Annotated in this window: 17 protein-coding genes; 5 read left to right on the top strand and 12 right to left on the bottom strand. The window is 66.4% G+C overall.

Annotation, left to right across the window (positions count from 1 at the left end; genetic code table 11):
• The first annotated feature begins 269 nt into the window (after positions 1-269).
• A complete protein-coding gene (ctrA, locus tag AC07M1_RS06765) occupies positions 270-977 on the top strand; it encodes a response regulator transcription factor CtrA (RefSeq protein ID WP_447723895.1) in 708 nt (235 codons plus the stop codon).
• A 74-nt stretch (positions 978-1,051) separates the two neighbouring features.
• On the top strand, positions 1,052-1,600 hold the full coding sequence (locus tag AC07M1_RS06760; protein ID WP_495161789.1) for a DUF1697 domain-containing protein: 549 nt from the start codon (positions 1,052-1,054) through the stop codon (positions 1,598-1,600).
• Positions 1,601-1,966: 366 nt separating this feature from the next.
• Here the strand turns inward: AC07M1_RS06760 and AC07M1_RS06755 are convergent, their stop codons facing one another.
• A complete protein-coding gene (locus AC07M1_RS06755; RefSeq protein WP_495162826.1) occupies positions 1,967-3,607 on the bottom strand; it encodes an amidohydrolase in 1,641 nt (546 codons plus the stop codon).
• Positions 3,608-3,739: 132 nt separating this feature from the next.
• Between AC07M1_RS06755 and AC07M1_RS06750 the strand changes: the two genes are divergently transcribed.
• A complete protein-coding gene (locus AC07M1_RS06750) occupies positions 3,740-4,984 on the top strand; it encodes a threonine ammonia-lyase (RefSeq protein WP_495161788.1) in 1,245 nt (414 codons plus the stop codon).
• Between the two features lie 409 nt (positions 4,985-5,393).
• Complete coding sequence (locus AC07M1_RS06745; protein ID WP_495161787.1) at positions 5,394-6,182, top strand: arginyltransferase; 789 nt, start codon at positions 5,394-5,396, stop codon at positions 6,180-6,182.
• Positions 6,183-6,185: 3 nt separating this feature from the next.
• On the opposite strand, the gene AC07M1_RS06740 is transcribed toward AC07M1_RS06745, so the two are convergent.
• The 6 genes from AC07M1_RS06740 to AC07M1_RS06715 all read right to left on the bottom strand — a co-directional run bounded on the left by AC07M1_RS06740 (position 6,186) and on the right by AC07M1_RS06715 (position 12,878).
• The gene (locus AC07M1_RS06740; RefSeq protein ID WP_495161786.1) at positions 6,186-6,995 is read right to left on the bottom strand and encodes a transglutaminase family protein; all 810 of its coding nucleotides are present in this window, start codon (positions 6,993-6,995) and stop codon (positions 6,186-6,188) included.
• A 51-nt stretch (positions 6,996-7,046) separates the two neighbouring features.
• Complete coding sequence (locus tag AC07M1_RS06735; protein WP_495162825.1) at positions 7,047-7,982, bottom strand: alpha-E domain-containing protein; 936 nt, start codon at positions 7,980-7,982, stop codon at positions 7,047-7,049.
• Positions 7,983-7,987: 5 nt separating this feature from the next.
• Positions 7,988-9,466: a circularly permuted type 2 ATP-grasp protein gene (locus tag AC07M1_RS06730; RefSeq protein WP_495161785.1), complete on the bottom strand. Its 1,479-nt coding sequence runs from the start codon at positions 9,464-9,466 to the stop codon at positions 7,988-7,990.
• Positions 9,467-9,776: 310 nt separating this feature from the next.
• The gene (locus AC07M1_RS06725; protein ID WP_495161784.1) at positions 9,777-10,058 is read right to left on the bottom strand and encodes a LysR family transcriptional regulator; all 282 of its coding nucleotides are present in this window, start codon (positions 10,056-10,058) and stop codon (positions 9,777-9,779) included.
• A gap of 140 nt (positions 10,059-10,198) precedes the next feature.
• Positions 10,199-10,804 (bottom strand): redoxin domain-containing protein, encoded by a 606-nt coding sequence (locus AC07M1_RS06720; protein WP_495161783.1) that lies wholly within the window; start codon positions 10,802-10,804, stop codon positions 10,199-10,201.
• Between the two features lie 22 nt (positions 10,805-10,826).
• Positions 10,827-12,878 (bottom strand): protein-disulfide reductase DsbD family protein, encoded by a 2,052-nt coding sequence (locus AC07M1_RS06715; protein WP_495161782.1) that lies wholly within the window; start codon positions 12,876-12,878, stop codon positions 10,827-10,829.
• Between the two features lie 71 nt (positions 12,879-12,949).
• On the opposite strand from AC07M1_RS06715, the gene AC07M1_RS06710 reads away from it, so the two are divergent.
• Positions 12,950-14,599, top strand: coding sequence for an alkaline phosphatase family protein (locus tag AC07M1_RS06710; protein ID WP_495161781.1), 1,650 nt, complete (start codon positions 12,950-12,952; stop codon positions 14,597-14,599).
• Between the two features lie 121 nt (positions 14,600-14,720).
• Here the strand turns inward: AC07M1_RS06710 and mmsB are convergent, their stop codons facing one another.
• The 5 genes from mmsB to AC07M1_RS06685 form a co-directional block, all read right to left on the bottom strand.
• A complete protein-coding gene (mmsB, locus tag AC07M1_RS06705; protein WP_495161780.1) occupies positions 14,721-15,608 on the bottom strand; it encodes a 3-hydroxyisobutyrate dehydrogenase in 888 nt (295 codons plus the stop codon).
• The gene (locus AC07M1_RS06700; protein ID WP_495161779.1) at positions 15,609-15,872 is read right to left on the bottom strand and encodes a hypothetical protein; all 264 of its coding nucleotides are present in this window, start codon (positions 15,870-15,872) and stop codon (positions 15,609-15,611) included. It lies immediately after the preceding gene.
• Positions 15,873-15,876: 4 nt separating this feature from the next.
• Positions 15,877-16,653 carry an enoyl-CoA hydratase gene (locus AC07M1_RS06695; protein WP_495161778.1) on the bottom strand — a complete coding sequence of 259 codons (777 nt, stop codon included), beginning with the start codon at positions 16,651-16,653 and terminating at the stop codon, positions 15,877-15,879.
• Positions 16,654-16,769: 116 nt separating this feature from the next.
• Entirely contained in the window at positions 16,770-17,810 is a 1,041-nt protein-coding gene (locus AC07M1_RS06690) for an enoyl-CoA hydratase/isomerase family protein (protein ID WP_495161777.1), read from the bottom strand.
• Positions 17,807-18,250 (bottom strand): hypothetical protein, encoded by a 444-nt coding sequence (locus tag AC07M1_RS06685; protein WP_495161776.1) that lies wholly within the window; start codon positions 18,248-18,250, stop codon positions 17,807-17,809. The genes AC07M1_RS06690 and AC07M1_RS06685 overlap by 4 nt, the downstream gene beginning before the upstream one ends.
• Positions 18,251-18,262: the final 12 nt, after the last annotated feature.

Here is an 18,262-nt window from a genome sequence, read left to right as displayed (position 1 = left end):
TAACCATGCAAGCTCTTGGTCGGCAAACGCAAAAAAAGGATGAAGCCTATAGACTGGGGATATGGGCGCCTGTCGCGCCTAACCCTCGCCATATCGTTACGGCTCCGTGCGACCGCGCCCATGTCCGCACGCTCAGGATTCCCCGCGACTCGTGGATTCCTGCGGGTTAGCACAAAATTAACCTTTTGCCTTCAGACCTGTTTAGGTTAATGAATCAGTCGTGTTGCGGGTCACAGGGGGTTCGCAACCGGCACAGGGGGAACCCGTCAATGCGCGTGCTGCTGATCGAAGACGAGCCGACGACCGCCAAGGCGATCGAGCTCATGCTCTCGACCGAGGGATTCAATGTCTACACCACCGATCTGGGCGAGGAAGGCCTCGATCTGGGCAAGCTGTATGACTACGACATCATCCTGCTCGACCTTAATCTGCCGGATATGCATGGTTACGATGTGCTCAAGAAATTGCGCGTCGCCCGTGTCCAGACTCCGGTCCTGATCCTGTCGGGCATCAGCGAGATGGACAGCAAGGTTCGCTCGTTCGGCTTCGGCGCCGACGACTATGTGACCAAGCCGTTCCATCGCGAAGAGCTGGTTGCACGCATCCATGCCGTCGTCCGCCGCTCGAAGGGGCATTCGCAGTCGGTCATCCGTACCGGCAAGCTGGCGGTGAACCTGGATGCCAAGACTGTCGAAGTCGATGGCGCCCGCGTCCACCTGACCGGCAAGGAATATGCGATGCTGGAGCTGCTCTCGCTCCGCAAGGGCACCACGCTCACCAAGGAAATGTTCCTCAACCACCTTTATGGTGGGATGGACGAACCTGAACTCAAGATCATCGACGTCTTCATCTGCAAGCTGCGCAAGAAGCTCAGCATGGCATGCGACGGCGAGAACTATATCGAGACCGTCTGGGGCCGCGGCTATGTACTGCGCGACGCCGAAGAGGTCGCGGCGCCGGTCAGCGCGGTCGCCTGAACATCGAATTCACGCAGAGGGGCAAATGGCCGCGGCGTCCAACCGGACTCCGCGGCCATCTCTTTTTAATCTAGATGAGCATCGCCGTGGCATCGCATATCGCCCTCCTCCACAGCATCTCGATCGGCGAGGGTCGTCGGCTGGTGATGGCCGAGTGGCGCGAGATGATGGAAGCCATCGGGCTGCGAAATCCACGCACGTTGATCGCGACGGGCAACGCCTTGTTCGACAGCGGCGGCACCACAATCCCCCAGCTTGAGGAGCAGCTCGAAACCGCGTTCGCGCTGCGCTTCGGTCGGCATATCGACACCATCGTCACAACCACCAAACAGTGGCGCGACCTCACCGCCGCCAATCCCTTCCCCGAGGAGGACAACGGCACGCGTATTGCCGTGCGGGTGATGCGCAAGCCGCTCGACCAAGCCATCCTAACCACACTGGCCCCCTATGCGACGCAGGGCGAGCGCATGAAACTGGTGAACGGTCATCTCTGGCTGCACTTCCCGCAGGATCCCGCTCGCTCGCGACTCGGCGCCCAACTGACGATCAAGCGCCTCGGTCCGGGCACCGTACGCAACTGGAACACGGTTCGCCGGCTTGAGGGGATGATCGCCGAGCCCTGACCGCCCTCACCTCGCTTCACGATATGAAATCGGGCGGTTCATATGAAGTAAATCCGGACGATGGCCATGTACCGCCCGCGACTCCTGCAAATATGCAAGGAGTCTCGATAGGGGAGGAACGATATGCTCAAGTTGTTCGCAGGCACCGCATTGGTGGCAATGCTGGCGCAAACGGCACCCCACTCCGGAATGCAACACAAGCACAAGCCTCAGGTGGTGGAAGCCACGCCGACCACTACACCGGCGGCAAAGTCGATCAGTGAAAAGGGAGTCAGCGGACCGCTCCCCCCGCGGCCGTCGCCGCGCCCCAGCCCGAAGCCTGGGGTCAAGTTCGGTTCGGAATAGCCCGGTCGGATCGCTGCCGGATCAGCGCCCCTCGCCGGCCCGCGCCGCGTCGCCGCGCCGGTAGACGCGCTGACCGCCGACCCAGGTTTCCAGCACCACCGTCGCCCGCAATTCGGTGGGCGACGACAGGAGCGGATCGCGGTCGACCACGATGAAGTCCGCCAGCAACCCCGGCGCCAGATGCCCGAACAGCTTCTCGCCGAACCCGGCATAGGCCGCGTCGACGGTGAAGCCCTTCCACACCTGTTCGCGGGTCACCACCTCTTCGGGGCGCCAGCCGCCGAAGGGCTGGCCCTGCGCGTCCTGCCGGGTGAACCCGGCCGCCCATCCCTCGAACGGGTTGGGGCTTTCCACCGGATAGTCCGATCCGAACGCCAGCCGCACGCCATTGTTCAGCATCGACTTCCAGGCGTAGGCGCCCGCCAGCCGCGCCTGCCCCAACCGTGCCTCGGCCATCGTGCGGTCGCTGGTCTGGTGCACCGGCTGCATCGACGCGATGATGCCATGCTTGGCGAAGCGCGGCAGGTCGGCGGTATCGACGATCTGGGCATGCTCGATCCGCCAGCGCCGGTCGCCGTTGAACGTGCCCGCAACCTCGTCGATCGCGTCGAGCACCTGCTGGTTGCCGCGATCGCCGATGGCGTGGATCGCGATCTGGAAATTGTCCATCGCGCCACGGCTCATCGAATTGAGCAATTGCGCGTCGGTCAGGAACGGCAGGCCCGTCACCCCCGGCGCATCGGCATAGGGCGCCTTGAGCCATGCCCCGCGCGAGCCGAGGGCGCCGTCGACCATGAGCTTGATCCCGCCCATGCGCAGTTTGTCGCCGTAGAGCCACGGCGTCGGCCCGGTGCCCGCCGCGATCAGCGCGGTATCGACCCCCGCCGCATAGCTCATGATGCGCATGCGCAACGCCCCAAGATCGCCCATCCGGCGGAAAGTCTGCCAGTCGTCCAGGCTGGTACCCATATCAGCGCTGGCGGTGACGCCGAGCGCCAACAACTGGTCCTGCGCCTTCAGGAACGCGGCGTTACGGTCGCGCGGGGTGGGCTTGGGCAGCGCCTTCTCGATCAGGTCCATCGCCGCATCGACGAACACCCCGCCCGGTTTGCCCGCGATCAGTTCGATCCGGCCGCCATTGGGCGATTTGGTCGCGGCGGTGATCCCCGCCGCACGCATCGCCGCGCTGTTCGCCCAGCCGGCATGGCCATCGGCGCGCACGAACCACGCCGGTTTGTCGCCGGTCGCCGCATCCAGTTCGGCCGCGGTGGGGAAGCGGCCCAGCGCCCAGGCCTCCTGGTTCCACCCGCCGCCGGTCAGCCAGGGCCGCGCCGCATTCTCGAGCGCATAGCGTCGGATCGCCTCCTGCGCCTGAGCCAGCGAAGTCGTAGCCGACAGGTCGAGCGCCAGTGCGCGGAAGCCCAGCCCCATCACATGGCCATGCCCGTCGATCATGCCGGGAATCACGGTCCGCCCCTTGAGGTCGTCCCTCCAGTCGAGCCGCTCAGGGCGCTTCTCGCCGCGCTTCAGCAGCTTCACCACCTTGCCGTCCGGCGCGATCAGGATGCCGGTGAAGCGCACCAGCTCACCCTTTTCGTCCAGCGTCATGCCATCGACATTTTCGACCAGCGCATCGGCAAGGGCGGGGGAAGCGAGCAACATCGAGGCCGCCAGGGCAAGCGAAACGGGAAGGCGCACACGGGTCTCCGGACGAATGAGCTGAAAAGCCACAGTTGGTTGCGCATTCGAATAGGCGGTGTTCCCCCGTCGCGCCAGATGGTCTACGGCGCCTCCATGGCAACTCAGGCAGCATCCGCAGCGCAACCCCTCCCCGTCACCCTCGCCGATGTTCAGGCGGCGGCGATGCGGATTATGGGCGCGGTGGTGCGCACGCCCACCTTGCACAGCAAGACGCTGTCGGACCTGACGGGCGCAAGCGTCTATCTCAAGTTCGAAAACCTTCAGTTCACCGCCGCCTATAAGGAGCGCGGCGCGCTCAACACCCTGCTCCAGCTCGATGACGCGGCGCGCGCCAAGGGCGTGATCGCGGCCTCGGCCGGCAACCATGCGCAGGGTCTTGCCTATCACGGCAACCGGCTCGGCATCCCGGTCACGATCGTGATGCCGAAATCGACCCCGACGGTGAAGGTCATGCAGACCGAGAGCCACGGCGCCACCATCATCCTCGAGGGCGAGACCTTCGACGAGGCCTATGCCCATGCCCGCGAGCTTGAGGCGTCGAACGGCTATACCTTCGTCCACCCGTTCGACGATCCGCGCATCATCGCGGGGCAAGGCACCGTCTTCCTTGAGATGCTCGCCGACGCGCCCACCATCGACACGCTGATCGTGCCGATCGGCGGCGGCGGACTGATCTCCGGCGCGCTGACCGTCGCCAAGGCGGCGGACAAGCCCATCGAAGTGGTCGGGGTTCAGGCCGAACTGTTCCCGTCGATGTACAACCGCGTCACCGGCGCGCACGAGCCGATCGGCGGCGACACGCTGGCCGAGGGTATCGCGGTCAAGGAACCGGGCGGCCTCACCGCCCAGATCGTCGAAGCATTGGTCGATGAGATCCTGCTGGTGACCGAACGCAGCCTCGAAGAGGCCGTGAGCCTGCTGCTCCAGATCGAGAAGACGGTAGTCGAAGGCGCGGGCGCCGCCGGCCTCGCCGCGCTGATGACTCAGCCCGAGAAGTTCCGCGGCAAGACGGTGGGTGTGATCCTCACCGGCGGCAATATCGACACCCGGCTGCTCGCCAACGTCCTGCTGCGCGACCTCGCCCGTTCGGGCCGCCTCGCACGGCTGCGCATCCGCCTTCAGGATCGCCCCGGTGCGCTGTATCAGGTCGCGCGCATCTTCCAGGAGCAAGCGGTCAACATCCTTGAGTTGTCGCACCAGCGCATCTTCACCAACCTGCCCGCCAAGGGCCTGAGCCTCGATGTCGAGTGCGAGACGCGCGACCGCGCGCACCTCGAGCGGCTGAACACGGCGCTTCAGGATGCGGGCTATGAGGTGCGGCTGATCGAACTCGCCTAGGGTTCGAACCCGGACGATCGCACGGCGCCCGACCCGCTTCGGACCGGGACGCGATCGTCCGCCTGCTCCCCCTTTTTTCGTTTCCGGCCGCACGCGGAATTCGTTCCGCCTCGATTTCATGCGATCTGAACCGGAACGCTGAATCCCTTTGGTTACTATCCACATTATCCACAGGACGTGGATGAATTGAATCGCACGCGCGACGAAGCGAGTCGCGGGACTCTTTTCGGTGAGTCATCAAGTCAGTAAAAGCTGCCGCAGATGTGGCCGAAACATAGCCGCGCGCCGTCCACAACTCCTTCCATCCGTTAACTCTCTTTCATGGTGAATCGTCTTTTCATCACGATTCGCCTGATTCATAAGGGGGCCATCGCCGAACGGTTCGGCGATCGGCAAGGGGCTTAGAAGGGTGACAGCACTTACCCGCTTTCCACGGTTCTTCGTGACCAGTCCCTCACCGTGCCCGTATCTGCCGGGGAAGCAGGAGCGGAAGATCTTCACCGAGCTGTCCGGGCCGCACGCTGGAGAGCTCAACGACGCGCTCGGTCGCATCGGTTTCCGCCGCAGCCAATCGGTCGCCTATCGGCCCAGCTGCGTCGGCTGCAACGCCTGCCTCTCGGTTCGCGTCGTCACCAACGAATTCCGTCCCAACTCCACCCAGCGCAAGCTGGTACGGCGCCATTCAGATCTGGAGGTCACTGCCTGTCGCCCCTGGGCGACCGAGGAACAGTTCGACCTGCTCCGCCGGTATCTGTCCAGCCGGCACCCAGGCGGCGGCATGACCGCGATGGACGAAAGCGACTATTCCGACATGGTCGAGCAATCGCCGGTCGGCACCTATGTGATCGAATATCGCGAACCCGCCGAGCGGGGCGGCGCGCTGGTCGGCGCCTGCATCACCGACCATCAGGGTGACGGTCTGTCGATGATCTACAGCTTCTTCGATGCCGACAACGCCGATCGTCCCGGTCTTGGCAACTTGATCATCATGGATCACATCATCCGCGCCCGCACCGCGGGGCTGGCCTATGTCTACCTCGGCTATTGGGTGAAGGGCAGCGCGCGCATGGCCTACAAGACCCGTTATCAGCCGATGGAAGTCCTGGGTCCCAATGGCTGGCGCCCGTTCAACGAGGACGAGCTTGCAGCGGCCGCGTCGGCACAGGTCCGCGAGGCGCAGGTCCGCGAGCTGGCCTGACCTTCACGCATCGCTGCCCAGTCGGCCGACATGCAGGTCGACCTCCATCTCCTCGCCGCCCAGCCCCAGCCTCGATCCCGCGATCGACGCCGCGCCCGGCGCATCCAGCCCAACCGCGACCCGGACATAGCGTTCGTCCGGGCTGATCCCCGCCGACGGATCGAACCCCACCCAGCCCAGGTCGGGCACCCACGCCTCAGCCCAGCCATGCGGCGCGCACGCATCGTCGGCGCCTTGCCGATAGCCCGACACATAGCGCGCGGGCACGTCGATCGCGCGCGCGCCCGCGATGAAGATATGCGCCAGGTCGCGCGAGCTTGGCTCAGGGTCCGCAAAGGCCTGTGCGGCCGACAGTCCGGCATCGGGCAGGTCCGGCACATCGGGAAAGCGCTGCGCCAGCGCCATGTTCCAGCGATGCAGGCAATCGAGATGCCCGCTGCACGCCCCCCGCGCCTCCTGCGCGAACGCGCTCAGCGCCTCGCTCGTCGTCGTGCGCGGCGTATCTCGCAGGAACAGCGCCTCGGGCAGCGGTTCATAGCCGCCGCGCACCACGCCGTTGGACTCGGTCGTCAGCACCTGCCCCGCCACAGTGATGTCGATGCCCTCCAGCGGCCCTTCGGCATAGAGCATCGTCACCTTGTTGCCGAACCCGTCCAGCGTCTCACGCAGCCGCACATCGCAATCGACATCGACCCGCCAGCTCAACACCGTCTGGTCGACCGTGTCGCTGGGCGTCATCCGCAGCATCTGGACCAGCCGCGACTGCGGCTCGGTGAACCGGTATTGGGTGTGATGCTCGATCGCTAGGCGCATGGAACTAGCCCCTTTCCGGTCCCACGCGGCGGAGCCAGCGGAACCGCCATCTCAAATAAACCTGAACTGGCGCGCGATCGAGGCGTCGAGCATCGCATTCTCGCGGATGAACGCCTCCAGATACTCGTGCAGCCCGCTGACGATCACCTCATGGCTCCGCGTCTTCTGCATCCGCGCGATCCGCCCGCGCGCCATCCGGTCGGCCTCCCCCTGCAACCCCGTGCGCTTGGCGAGCGCGCTGAGCAGCTCGACCACCTCCTCGACGCACGATGCCAGGCTGCGCGGCAATTCGGCATGACAGACCAGCAGGTCGATGACGTTCGCGGGCTTGAGGCCGTCGGTATAGAGCCAGCGATAGGCGGTGACCGCCGACACGGTCTGCAGGATCGTCGTCCACTGGTCGCGATCGACCACGCCGCCCACCTGCTCCCCCTCGGGCAGCAACAGATGATATTTGACGTCGAGCAGCCGCGCGGTGTTGTCCGCCCGCTCGATCGCGGCGCCGAGCTGGATCAGCAAGGTCGCCTCGTTGCGCATCATGCGGTGGATCGCACCCTCGAAGCCGCGCGCCTCGGCCATCACACCTTCGACCAGGTTGAGTGTCGCCGCCGATCCGCCGGGATTCGAGCGATTGGCGAACAGCAGCCACAGCCGGTTGATCGCGGTCCACGCCTCGCGCGTCAACGCGGTGCGCACCGCGCGCGCATTGTTGCGCGCCTGCTCCAGGCACCGGACGATCGACCCCGGATGGGTCATGTCCAGTGTCAGATAGCGTGCCACCGGCTGCTGGCCCACGCTCTGGCCGCTCGCCGCGAATCCTTCCGCGTTATAGGTGACGCTGAGCGCGCTCGCCCAGGCAGCCTCGCCCGCCGGTCGCGCCGACAGCGCGTCCAGACGCACCGTCGCCTCGACCAGCCGGGCGGTGAAATCCGCGCGCTCGACATAGCGGCCGAGCCAGTAGAGCGCCGACGCGGTGCGGGATAGCATCCGCATCAGCCGAGCACCTGAGTCTGGGTCTGGGTATCCCCCTCAGGCAACAGCACGAAACTGTCCTTGGTGCCGCCACCCTGGCTGGAATTGACCACCAGCGACCCTTCCTTGAGCGCCACGCGCGTCAGGCCGCCCGGGACGACGCGAACCCCGTCCGAGCCGGTCAAGACGAAGGGCCGGAAGTCGACATGGCGCGGCGCGAGACCCGTCTCGGTCACGGTCGGCACCGTCGACAGTGCCAATGTGGGCTGCGCGATGTAGCGATGCGGCTCGGCCTTGAGCGCGCGACGGAACGCGTCAATCTCCGCCTTGGTCGCGGTCGGACCCACCAGCATGCCATATCCGCCCGATCCATCGACCAGCTTCACCACCACTTCGTCGAGATGGTCGAGCACGTATTTCAGCGCCTCCGGTTCGCGGCAGCGCCAGGTCTCGACATTGGGCAGCTTCGCCTCGCTGCCCGAGTAGAATTTAACGATCTCAGGCATATAGCTGTAGATCGCCTTGTCGTCGGCGATGCCGTTGCCCGGCGCGTTGATCAGCGCGACATTGCCCGCACGATAGGCGGAGATGATCCCCGGCACGCCCAGTAGCGAGTCCGGGCGGAACACCAAGGGATCGAGGAAATCGTCGTCGATGCGGCGGTAGATCACGTCCACCCGCACCCGCCCGGCGATCGTCTGCATATAGACGACATCGTCATCGACCACGAGATCGGCGGCCTCGACCAGTTCGACCCCCATCGTGTCGGCCAGGAAGCTGTGTTCGTAATAGGCCGAGTTGAAATGGCCCGGCGTCAGCACGACGCACACCGGCACGCCCCCGCTCGGCCGGGCGTGGGTGTCCGGCGCGACCGAGCGCATCGTTTCACGCAGCATGTCGCTATAGCTGTCCACCGCCGCGACCCGGAAACTGCGGAAGAGCTCCGGGCACAAGCGGATCATCGCCTCGCGATTCTCAAGCATGTAGGAAACGCCGGAGGGCGTACGCGCATTGTCCTCCAGCACCCAGAATTCGTCGGGGCCGGTACGGACGAGGTCGATCCCGCAGATATGCGCCCAGATGCCGTGCGGGGGCCGGATGCCCGCGACTTCGGGCCGGAATTGCGGGTTCTTGAGGATCAGCTCCTCCGGCACCACGCCTTCCTTGAGGATGCGGCGCTCACCATAGATGTCTTCCAGAAAGGCGTTGATCGCCTCGACGCGCTGGACCAGCCCTTCGCTCAGCCGCTGCCATTCGTCGTGGAGGAAGATGCGGGGGACGATGTCGAACGGGATGATGCGTTCGCTCGCGTCGCTGTCGCCATAGACGGCGAAGGTGATGCCGAGCTGGCGGAAGGTGGCTTCGGCGGACTGCTGGCGACGATGCAGCTCCGATTGGGGGGTTTCCGCGATCCACTCGGAAAGCGCGGCGAAGTCGGCGCGCGGATTTTCCGGCCCGCCATGACCCCAGATCTCATCGAACGCGCGGCCTGTCCCCATTCAGCCTCCGATTCCGGCTTCGCGCCGCTGGCCTGCCCAGCCGCCGAAATGCCCGGTTGATGTCATGCTGCAATGCTTTGTTGCGTTGCACAAGGGGGGCCGCAACCCAGATCGGCTTGACAGTGTTGACGCGAAAACAGGGTTTTTCGCCGACGCGCCGGATTGGCGCCGCAAATGCGCCGGTTATGCGCCACCCACGCGCCAGTCAGGCGCCGCTTGCGCGCCACTGGCGCGCCATCCGCGCGCCGGGCGAGCCTCGGCCACGCGCCGCCTGCGGACGCTTTCGCGCCACCGGCGCGCCACCGACGCATCAGCCGCGCGCCGCCGGCGCGCCGGCTTGTGCGGCAAAGGGATCGGCCATGCGGCGCTGGTGCGCCGACAGCACCTGATCCCAGCTGCGGTCGAACGGTGTGCCGGTCAGGCGCCGGCGCAACCGGTTGGCGCTGGATCGCGACATGCCGGCAGCGCGCGATGCGGCCGCGACGCTGCCGGTTTCGAGCAGCGCGGCGAGGAAGATCCGCTGCTTGGCGGGGGTCCAGCGCGCATGGCTGCGGACCGCCGGGGCGAATTGAGGTTTGGGATCGGTGCTCATGCGGGCAAGCGCAGCACGGAATTTCCAACATGTATCCAACAAAATGCGCAGGCATCGTGCGGAGCCGGCCAACGAAAAAAGGCCGGGGTCTCCCCCGGCCTTCTCTTCGCCCCTACCCCCTATAAACAGGGACGGAAAACTCATTCAGCGTATTTGACCGAACAGCCATAGGGCGCGCTGGTCGCGACCGAGACGGCCTTGCCCGCCTTCATCTCACCCAGCGCCGCGAGGACATGGTTGCGTGCGCCGCCCATTTCCTCGACCCGAGCCGCCGGCTTGTCGTCGATGCCGCCCTGGTAGCGCAGCACGCCCTGGCCATCGACGATGTACATGTGCGGGGTCGTCTTGGCGGCATAGCCCTTGCCAACCACACCCTTGGGATCGAGCAGATAGTGCGCGGGCACCGCCTTTTGCTCGCCAACCCATTTCTTCGCGCCGGCGCCATCGACATGGCCCTGCTTGCCCGGCGCGCCCGAATTGATCGTCAGCCACACCACGCCGCCAGCCTTAGCAGCAGCCTGGGTCCGCTGCATATTGCCCTGATAATGGCGCTGCACGAACGGACAGCCGGGGTTGTTCCACTCCAGAACCACCGTCTTGCCCTTGAAATCGGAAAGCTGGACGGTCTGGCCGCTCGCATCGGTCAATTTGAAGTCGGTCGCCTTTTGACCGTTCACCTGCTCGGCAGTCGCGGGCGCCGCCAGCGCCACGATCATTGCCGCACCAATCGGGATCAACCTGTTCATCACCCTATCTCCTGGTTTCGCGTTATGCGCCGTCCCCCGGAAGCGCGGTCAACATGCCTTGGGTCAGCACCTGGGGCAAGACCTTCGCTTCGGTCGAACCCTTGGGATACCAAAGATATAGCGGCACGCCCGCACGATTATGCCGCTCGATGAAGCGGCCGAGCGCGGGGTCGCCGTCGGTCCAGTCGCCGACCAGTACCGCGACATTGCCGTCCTTGAACGCCTTGCCGACCGCATCGGTCTCGATCGCGGTCTTCTCATTGACCTTGCAGGTCACGCACCAGTCGGCGGTGAAATAGGCGAAGACCGGGCGCCCCTCGGCCCGCAACGCCGCGAGGCGCGCCTCGCTAAAGGGTTCGACCCCTTCCGCCTTCAGCTCGGTCGATGCCGCGGGCTTGTCGAGCATCGCAACCGCCCAGATACCCGCAACCGTCACCGCCAAGGCCGCGACCCACGCCACGCCATTGCCCGCCCCGCGCGCCTGCCGTCGCCCGAGCGCCCACAGCACCACTGCCAGGCCGAGCGCGACGATCAGCCCCACCGCCATGCCGTTGACGCCCTTGAGCCCACCCAGCACCCAGGCCAGCGCGATCGCGGTCAGGAACATCGGGATCGACAGAATCTTGCGGAACGTGTCCATCCACGCACCCGGCTTGGGCAGCATCCGCCGCAGCGCGGGCACGAACCCGAGCAGCAGGAACGGCAGCGCGAGTCCCAGCCCGAGGCCGAGGAAGATCAGCAGCGCGACATACCAGGGCAGCACCAGGGCCGCGCCCAGCGCCGCGCCCATGAACGGGCCGGTGCACGGGGTCGCGATGAACGCCGCGAGCGCGCCGGTCATGAATGCGCCGCCCGAACCTCCGCTCGCCAACATGCCGGCGAGCTTCGGCGTCATCAGCTCGAACAGCCCCGCCAGATTGAGCGCGATCCCGAGGACCAGCAGCAGCAGGAACAGGATCACGCGGCCATCGGTGAGCTGGAACGCCCAGCCGACGCTCGCCCCCGCCGCGCGCAGGCCCAGCATCGCGCCGCCGAGCGCGAGCACGACCAGCACGACGCCAGCGGTATAGGCCAGCGCCTCGGCGCGGGCATGGCTCTCACTGGTCCCGCTCTTGGCCAGGCTCAGCGCCTTCAGGCTCAGGATCGGGAAGACGCAGGGCATGATGTTGAGGATCAGGCCACCCAGCAACGCCCCGCCCAATGCGACCAGCGCGGCGCTCCAGTCGATCGCGCCGCCGCTCGCCGTCGTGGTTGCGGCGACCGCTCCCGGTACCGCCGCCAGCGCGAAGCCCTGTCCCGGCCCGACCGACAACACGCCCTCGAGCTTCGCTGGAGTCTTCGTCCCCGCCTTGACCTCCACCACCACGGTATCGCCGTCGCGGGTCAGCTTCTGCGGGGCGGAATAGTTCACCGCCTCCAGCGTCAGCGGGAAGAAATAGGCGTCGGCGCCCAGTGGCGCGTTCGCCGGATAGGGGATCGCGACCCGCAGCGTGCCGTCCGCGACCGCGAACTTGCCCTCGCTGCCCAGCGGCTTGGGAAAGGCGCGACGCCATTCGTCGAAGCGCGCGCGCCGTTCGCCGGAAATCGCGCCGTCGCCGACGGTCAGGTTGATCGCCAGATTCTCGGTCTCGGGCACGCACACTTCGTCGGTGCAGACCAGATAGTCGGCGCGGACGGTAATCGGCAGCGCGGTGCCCGGCTTCAGCGCGGCCGGGACCTTGAGCGTGACGAGCTGCGTGTAGCTGCCCTTGTAGACATAGTTCATGATCCCCGCGACCATCAGCCGCGTCGGCACCGGATAGCGCAGCTCGCCGGCGGTCACGCCCTGCGGCAGCTTCCAATCGAGCCGCGTGTCGAGGCCGGCATCGCCGGGATTCTTCCAATAGCCGTGCCAACCGGGATTGGGCTTCGCGACGAAGGCCAGCGTCACCTCGCTCCCCGGCGCGGGGCTGTCGGTCTCGGCGACCAGATCGACGATCAGGTTATCCTGCCCAGCCTGCTGCGCCGCGACGGGTAACGCCGCCGCCAGAAACCAAGCGAACACTGTCACAAACGCGAAACTCAACCTGCGCATTCACCAGTCCTTGCCGTGCGGGAGCGAAAGGAACATAGCGCCCTCGGCCCGATTTGCCATCCGGAGGAAAGATGCTTCGTTCGTTCGCCGCCGCCCTGCTCCTCGCATCGCCCGCATACGCGCAGGAAGCGCCGCCCCCTCCTCCTCCGCAGGCTCCGGCCGCGCCGCCCAAGCTGATCGTTGCGATCTCGGTCGATCAGTTCTCGGCCGATGTCTTCGCCGAGTATCGCCAGCATTTCACCGGCGGCCTCGCGCGGCTGGCCAACGGCGTGGTCTTCCCGTCGGGCTATCAGAGCCATGCGGCGACCGAGACCTGCCCGGGCCATTCGACGATCCTGACCGGCAGCCGCCCGGCGCGCACCGGGATCATCGCCAATGACTGGATCGACCTCAGGACGCCGCGCAAGGACAAGACGATCTATTGCGCCGAGGATGAGAGCGTCCCGGACAGCAATTCCTCGAACTACACGGTTTCGCCGCTCCATCTGAAGGTGTTGACGCTGGGTGAGCGCATGCAGGCCGCGACCCCCGCCACCCGCGTCGCCGCGGTCGCGGGCAAGGATCGCGCGGCGGTGATGATGTCCGGCCACAAGGCCGATCAGGTCTGGTGGTGGGGCGGCAAGGCGTTCGTCAGCTATGCCGGACGCGCCACGCCCGAAGCCATCACGCGGGGTAACGCCGCCGCCGTCGCCCGCATCGGTCAGGCGCAGCCGGCGATGGAGCTGCCCGCCTTCTGCCAGTCGCGCGACATCGCCATCCCGATCGGCGCGGGCAAGACCGTCGGCACCGGCCGCTTCGCTCGCGACGCGGGGGACAGCCGCCGCTTCCGTGCCTCGCCCGAGTTCGACATGGCGATCGTCGGCATCGCCGCCGACCTGCGCGCCGAGATGAAGCTGGGCGAAGGCGCCGCCACCGATCTGCTGATCGTCGGCGCATCGGCCAGCGACTATGTCGGGCACACCTATGGCACCGAGGGCACCGAGATGTGCCTGCAGATGGTCAATCTCGACCGCACGCTCGGCAAGTTCTTCGAGATCCTCGACAAGACCGGGATCGACTATCAGGTCGTGCTGACCGCCGATCATGGCGGTCACGACCTGCCCGAGCGGCACAACATGCACGGCATCCCCGAAGCGGCGCGCGTCGCGCCCGGCATGGGCGCCAAGGCGATGGGCGAGAAGGTCGCCGCGAAGCTCAAGCTCGGCGAGCGCCAGCTGCTGTGGGGCGGCAATTTCGGCGACATCTATGTCGACCCCGCCCTTCCCGCCAAGCAGCGGGCGGCGGTGCTGCGCGAGGCGATGGCGCTGTATCGCGCCAACCCGCAGGTCGCCGGGGTCTATACCCGCGCCGAGATCCTCGCGACGCCCAGCCCGAGCGGCCCGCCGGAGACCTGGTCGATGCTCCAGCGCGCCCGTGCCTCATACTTCCCCGAGCGGTCGGGCGATTTCGTCGTGGCGCTGAAGCCGCGGATCACGCCGATCTCGGACCCCACCAACGGATCGGTCGCGACCCATGGCAGCTTCTGGGACTATGACCGCCGCGTGCCGATCCTGTTCTGGCGCAAGGGCCAGACCGGGTTCGAGCAGCCGATGTCGGTCGAGACCGTCGACATCCTGCCCACGCTGGCCGGGCTGATCGGCCTGCCGATCCCTGCGGGCGAGATCGACGGTCGCTGCCTCGACCTTGACGCCGGACCGGGTACGACCTGCCCGGCGAAGTAAGCCGTCGCCCCGGCCTTGTGCCGGGGTCCACTTTGCCGCAGCGGATGCGATGGAGCCTCTACTCCATCGCTCGCCGCGCGGTGGATCCTGGCACAAGGCCGGGATGACGAGGGGAAGGAATTCAGGCCTTCCCGTCGCCCAGCATCTTGATGATGCCGGAGAAGTCGACGCCGGCATTCCCGGCGTCGGCGAACTGCGTGTAGAGTTCGGCAGCGCGCGCGCCCATCGGGGTTTCGCTGTGTGTGCTCTCCGCCGCTTCCATCGCGAGCTTGAGGTCCTTGAGCATCAGTCCGGCGGCGAAACCGCCCTGATAGCCATTGTCCGCAGGCGTCTGCGGTCCCATGCCCGGCAAGGGCGCATAGGTGTTGAGCGACCAGCACGCCCCTGACGAGACCGAGGCGATGTCGTAGAAGGTCTGCGGATCGAGCCCCAGCTTCTGCGCGAGCAACAGCGCCTCGCATGTCGCGACCATCGTCGCGCCGAGCAGCATGTTGTTGCAGATCTTGGAAGCCTGTCCGGCGCCGTTGCCGCCGGCATGGATCACCGCCTTGCCCATCGCCGACAGGAAGATTTCGGCGCGTTCGAACGCCGCGCGATCGCCACCGACCATGAAGGTCAGCGTGCCGCCCGCCGCCGCCGCGATCCCGCCCGACACGGGTGCATCGACCGCCGCGAGGCCCTTCGCCTGCGCCGCATCGGCGACGCGACGCGCGGTGGCGACGTCGATCGTCGAACAGTCGATCAGGATCGCGCCGGTGTCCGCGGCGCCGAACACCGCGTCTTCATAGACCTGTTCGACATGCTTGCCCGCGGGCAGCATGGTGATGACCGCCTCGGCACCCTCGGCCGCAGCGGCCGCGCTCTCAACCGGCAGGCAGCCCGCCGCCTTGGCCCGCTCAAGCGCCTCCGCAGAGAGGTCGAAGGCGCGAACATCATGCCCCGCCTTGGCCAGGTTCGCGGCCATCCCGCCGCCCATATTGCCCAGCCCGATGAAACCAACGCGCGCCACTCAACTCTCCTTTGCAAATCTGCGTCGAGCCATGGCCCCGGCAAATGCGGCGATGGCGGCAGGAACGAACATCGCGCCTCCCACCATGCTCACAAAGGGGAGCATCGACCCAAAGCTATACCCCGAAGTTGCGATAAACAGGCCTGCCAGCAACAGCACCGCCCCCAAACCCGCCAGCAGCCAACGGTCCGGAAAAAGGACTCCGCCAACGAACGCCAGAGCGAGTGGCGGCAATCCATAGACCAGGAAGGCGAGGCCGATCATGCGATCACTTGCCCGTCCAGTTCCCCGGGCGCTTCTCAACGAACGCCGCCATGCCTTCCTTTTGGTCGGCGGTGCCGAACAGGCCGTGGAACAGGCGCCGCTCGAACTGCACGCCCTGCGCCAGCGTGGTCTCGAACGCCGCGTTGACCATTTCCTTGTTCGCCAGCACCGACAGCGGCGCCATGCCGGCGATCGCCGTGGCGGTCCTGAGCGCGTCCTCAAGCAGATCGGCGGCGGGCACGATGCGGCTGACGAGACCGGCACGCTCGGCCTCCTCGGCGCCCATCATGCGGCCGGTGAGGCACATCTCCATCGCCTTGGCCTTGCCGACAGCGCGCGTCAGCCGCTGCGAACCACCCATGCCGGGCGCGACCGCCAGCTTGATCTCGGGCTGGCCGAACTTCGCGGTATCGGCGGCGAGGATGAAGTCGCACATCATCGCCAGCTCGCACCCGCCGCCAAGCGCAAAGCCCGAAACCGCGGCGATGATCGGCTTGCGCGTCCGCGTGAACTGATCCCAGCCGGCGAAGAAGTTGTGGCCATACATGTCGGCAAAGCCCTGAGCCTGCATCTCCTTGATGTCGGCACCGGCGGCGAACGCCTTCTCGCTTCCAGTCAGCACGGCGCAGCCCTGCGACGGATCGGCGTCGAACTTGGCGAAGGCGTCGAGCAGTTCGCTCAGGACTTCACTGTTGAGCGCGTTGAGCGCCTGCGGGCGGTTGAGCGTCACCAGCGTGACGCCGCCGCGCTGTTCGACGAGGATGGTCTGATAATCGGTCACGAAACGCTCCCAAAAGTCTCAAAAGTCATGCTTCTACGCGCGCGCGAGGACCCTTCGCCGCCCTGCCGGCCGACACATCAAGGATATCATGGCGGCATAGCTGTAGGAAAATGCCGTCATGCCGGTGTCCATGCCTCACCCTCGGGCAACGGCGCGAAGATCTGGTCGATCAGGTGATCGCTCACCTCCTCAGCCGTCGCCGGGTTCCATTTCGGCGCATTGTCCTTGTCGATGATCACCGCGCGCACGCCTTCGATGAAGTCATGGCGCTGCACGACATGGCTGCCGACCGCGAATTCCTGGCGCATCTCGTCCTCGAAGGTCGGCATGGTCTTGCCGTCGAGCAATAATTTGAGGCTGACCTTCATCGTCTGAGGGGATTTGGTGGCGAGCGTCACGCGCTGCTGGGCCGCCCATTCGCCGCCATCGGCTTCGAGCGCGGCCAGCACGTCCTCGAGCTTGTCCGACGCGAACAGCCGGTCGACCGCGCCACGATGGGCAAGGATGCGGGCATCGGGTGCGGGCGAAGACAGGTCGTCCAGCACCGCTTCGATCGCCTGCGGATCGGCGACGATCCGCGCCTTGGCATCGTCCAGCGTATCCGAATGGAGGTAATGGCTGGCCAGCCCCAGCGCGAGGCACTCGGCCCCGTCGAGGCGGTGGCCGGTCAGCGCGAGATACTGACCGGTGCGTCCCACTAGCCGCGAGAGATACCAGCCGCCGCCGACATCGGGGAACAGGCCGATCCCGGTTTCCGGCATCGCCAGCTTGGTATTCTCGGTCGCGACGCGATATTTCGCCGGCTGGCTGATGCCGACGCCGCCGCCCATGGTGATCCCGTCCATGAAGGCAACGATCGGCTTGGCATAGGTGAACAGCGCGTGATTCATCCGGTATTCGACCCGGAAGAAGTCGCGCGCCGCGCTGCCGTCGCCCGCGCCGCTCTCCGCGATCATGCGGATATCGCCGCCCGCGCAGAACCCGCGACCCTCGGCATGGTCGATCATCACCGCTTCGACGCCGGTATCGTCGCGCCACGCGATCAGCGCGTCGAGGATCGCCGCGCACATGCCGGTGTTGAGCGCATGGATCGCCTTGGGCCGGTTGAGCCGGATGCGGCCGACCTTGCCCTCGATGAAGATCAGGACATCGCTCATTCGGGCTTCGCCCCTGTCGTGTTGCCCAATCCCGGATTGGCGTCGCCCGCGGGCACGCTGATCAGCGTCACGCCTTCATGGGTACCGACCAGCTTTGCGCCACGCCCGGTCAGCGCCTGCGCCGCCGTGGAACTTGCGTCACCGGGACAACCGACCAGGGTGGCGCTGTCATCGAGATAGTCCACCGTCGCGGCGCTTTCACCGATACGGCGGCAAACATCACCCGCGTTGGGATAGCCGTCGCCGACCACGCGCAGCGTGTCGGGCCAGACGAACGCGGTGTCGGCGGCATTGCCCAGCCCGGCATCGTTCGCGATCATCGCGAGGCCGCTGTCGGCGCCGTTGTCGGCCGCATTATCGGCTGCGGCATTGCCGTCGCTCGCAGCGGTGCAGCCGGCCGCCAGCGCGGACGCGAGCAGCGCGATCCAGACATGCTTCATGGTCCTGCCTCC

Source organism: Sphingomonas sp. GW821-FHT10C01 (genome assembly GCF_059415525.1).
The sequence above is the reverse complement of the archived record's forward strand: the minus strand, read 5'-3'. Positions and strand labels throughout refer to the sequence as shown.